Genomic DNA, 327 nt, shown 5'->3' with positions numbered 1-327 from the left:
GGGGTCATCGAGATGGAGAATCCTATTCTTATTCATGCGGAAGCGGCGCGAGGGAAGGCTTTTGGTGATAGTCGCCTGGTAAAAAGGGGGCCTCGCTATATGAATCGATGAGTCGGGAACAATCCGTCAATATCCGCGCCATGAGTCGCAATCGAGCCGAACAGGTCGGCTACTATCGGTTTTTAGAGAATGAGAAGGTGAGCGTTTCAGAACTGGTCAAAAGTGCTTCAGAACATTGCCAGTGCCAAGTCGAGGGACGGCATGTATTAGCCATCAGTGACAGCAGTGAAATTAATTTACAGGCTCAAGCCCAGCATCTTCAAACAT

Annotated in this window: 1 pseudogene; it reads left to right on the top strand. The window is 49.2% G+C overall.

The features are described 5' to 3' along the window. Nucleotides 1-107 precede the first annotated feature (107 nt). A pseudogene (locus tag JUK32_RS18730) lies at nucleotides 108-327 on the top strand (IS4 family transposase); the annotation flags it as partial.

This window comes from Halomicronema sp. CCY15110 (genome assembly GCF_016888165.1).
Classification (GTDB): domain Bacteria; phylum Cyanobacteriota; class Cyanobacteriia; order Phormidesmidales; family Phormidesmidaceae; genus Halomicronema.
This window is presented reverse-complemented; position numbering and strand designations above follow the sequence as displayed.